This window comes from Phenylobacterium sp. (genome assembly GCF_030645195.1).
Lineage (GTDB): Bacteria > Pseudomonadota > Alphaproteobacteria > Caulobacterales > Caulobacteraceae > Phenylobacterium.
The window spans coordinates 1-2,647 of record NZ_JAUSLW010000224.1 but is presented as its reverse complement, the minus strand read 5'-3'; the positions used below and the strand labels follow the sequence as shown (position 1 = coordinate 2,647).

The following is a 2,647-nucleotide window of genomic DNA, read 5'->3' as shown; positions in this document are numbered from 1 at the left end:
TCTAGCGGCTTCGAGGGAGACATCCGGTTTCATGAAGGGCGCGCCCGCTTGCGTGGCGGCCCGGTCGATGTCTGTCAGGAGCGCGTTAAACCCGCAAGACGCCAGATGGCGTGTGAGGGTCGCAGAGTCAAGGTGTTCGGCGTCCAGACGCAGACGGATGACTTCCTTCGCCAATTCCGAAAGGGTCGGATCGCCGAACCCCTTGGCGGTGAAGGACTCCTCCAAGTGGTCGTCCAGGACCGCCGGATCGTTGAGCGCGTATTGGGCCAGGGCGGCCAGGGTCGGATCGAGGCGTGAGCCCGTGGCCACCATGTTCCGGGTCTGGGCCAGGGCCGATTGCGGGCGCATGGCCTCGTCCTCGGGCTTCCAGAACCGGCCCTTGGTATAGGGCCTGCGCCCCTGCTGCGGCTGGAAGGCCTGCTGCGGCTGTCGACCGAAGGCGGCGTCGAACCGCTTCAGCAGCTCCTCGCGATAGGCCTGCTGCAGGTCCTTGTCGGCGATGGTCGCGGCGATGTGGCGCAGGCGGGCCTTGAAGCCGGCCTTGCGCTCCGGCGTGTCGAGGTTCTCCAGGTCGCGCTCGCGGGCGAACAGGGCCTCGACGAAGGGAATGGTATCGGCCAGCTGGCCGCGCAGGGCCGCGGGGCCCTGTTCGCGCAGAACCTCATCGGGATCCTTGCCGCCCTCCACCACCGCGAACTGGAAACTCTTTCCGGGCTTGAGGATCGGCAGGGCGCGGTCGATGGCGCGGCTCACCGCCTGGATGCCGGCCCGGTCGCCGTCGAAACAGAGGGTGGGCTCTGCGTGGTGGCGCCACAGCAGCTCCATCTGCTCCTCGGTGAGCGCCGTGCCCATGGGCGCCACGGCGGCGATCCCGGCCCTCTGGCAGGCGATGGCGTCCATATAGCCCTCCACCACCGCCAGCGGCGGGGTCTCGCCGGAGGGGGCGGCGGCCAGGATCTTGCGGCTCTCGGCCAGGCCGTAGAGCAGGTGGCCCTTGTGGAAGAGCGAGGTCTCGGGTCCGTTCAGGTACTTGGCGCGGGCCTGGGGATCGAGGGCCCGGCCGCCGAAGGACACCACCCGGCCCCGGGGGTCGGTGATGGGGAAGATGATGCGGTCGCGGAACCGGTCATAGGGGGAGCCCCCCTCCTCCGGCGCGATCAGCATCCCGGTCTCCACCAGTTCGCCGGGCAAGGCGCCCTTGGCGATCAGGTAGTCCTTCAGGGCCGTGCGGCCGGCTGGGGAATAGCCCAGGCGGAACCGGGCCCACTCGCTCTCCGGCAGGCCCCGGCGCTCCAGATAGTCGCGAGCGGCCTTGCCGACCGGACGCCGCAGCTCGGCCTCGAACCACTGGGCCGCCAGCTCCAGCCAGTCCGACAGACCCTGGCGCACCTTCTCCTGCTCGGCGGCGCGGGGATCGACAGCGGGCAGCGGCACCCCGGCCTCGGCCGCCAGCCGTTCCACGGCCTCCACGAAGGACAGCCGCTCGGTCTCCTGCAGGAAGCTGATCAGATCGCCGGTCTTGCCCGAGGAGAAGTCGAAGAACTGGCCCTTGTCGTCGTTCACATAGAACGACGGGGTCTTCTCCTTGGTGAAGGGCGACAGCCCCACATACTCGCGCCCCTGCCGCCGCAGCTTCACCGTCTTTCCGATGACATCGGAGGGGCGAAGGCGGGACTTGATCTCGTCTAGGAAGCGTTCGTCGAAGCGCACGCGCCATCATACGGGGCTGTCGTTCGATCCGACAGCCTGTCGTCAGGCCAGATGCCCCAGCTTCTCCGGATTGCGCATCATGTAGATGCCGTCGAGCTTACCGTCCGCGCCGGGCTGGAAGGCCACGGTCATCGGGCCGTCCTCGCGGATCAGCACCAGGCCCGGATAGCCGTTGATGCGGACGGAGCGGAAGCTGAGGGGAAAGGCCTCCGCGCCCCGCCAGGCCAGGCCCTCCAGCAGGCGCACGATGTCCTCGCGGCCGATCAGGGGACGCAGGGCGGCTTTGCGCTTGCCGCCGCCGTCGGTGACCATGACCGCATCCTCCGCCAGCACGGCCGAAAGCGCCGCCATGTCCCCCTCGGCGGCGGCGGCCATGAAGGCGGCGGCCAGCTTGGCGGCGTCCTCCTGGCTGACGGTGAAGCGGGGCCGGGTCTCCTTGACGTGGGCCCGGGCGCGGGTGGCCAGCTGGCGCACGGCGGGCTCGGTCTTGCCTAGGGTCTGCGCTACCTCGGCATAGTCCTCGTCGAAGACGTCGTGCAGCAGGAAGACCGCGCGCTCCAGAGGCGACAGCCGCTCCAGGGTCAGCAGAAAGGCCACCGAGACGTCCTCGGCCCGCTCCACCGGATCGACGCTCAGCTCCTCGATCAGCGGCTCGGGCAGCCAGGGGCCGCGATAGGCCGCGCGCTGGGTCTTGGCGGCCCGCAGGCGGTCAATGCAGAGGCGGCTGGTGACCCGCACCAGCCAGGCGGCGGGGTCGGCGACATCTTCGGCCGCCCGTGTCCAGCGCAGCCAGGCGTCCTGCACCGCGTCCTCGGCCTCCGCCACCGAACCCAGCATGCGGTAGGCCAGGCGGATCAGCCGGGGGCGCTGGGTTTCGAAGGCGTCAACGTCGGTCATCAGGCGGCCAGCCTCTGGAAGGGCGCAGCCTCGCCGGCCA

At 70.0% G+C, this 2,647-nt stretch carries 2 protein-coding genes; both read right to left on the bottom strand.

Features of this window, described 5'->3' with window-relative positions:
- A partial coding sequence (dnaG, locus tag Q7T09_RS20075) for a DNA primase (RefSeq protein ID WP_304702008.1) occupies window positions 1-1,710 on the bottom strand: 1,710 nt, incomplete at its 3' end.
- Window positions 1,711-1,752: 42 nt separating this feature from the next.
- Window positions 1,753-2,607, bottom strand: coding sequence for an RNA polymerase sigma factor SigJ (gene sigJ / locus Q7T09_RS20070; RefSeq protein ID WP_304702010.1), 855 nt, complete (start codon window positions 2,605-2,607; stop codon window positions 1,753-1,755).
- Window positions 2,608-2,647: the final 40 nt, after the last annotated feature.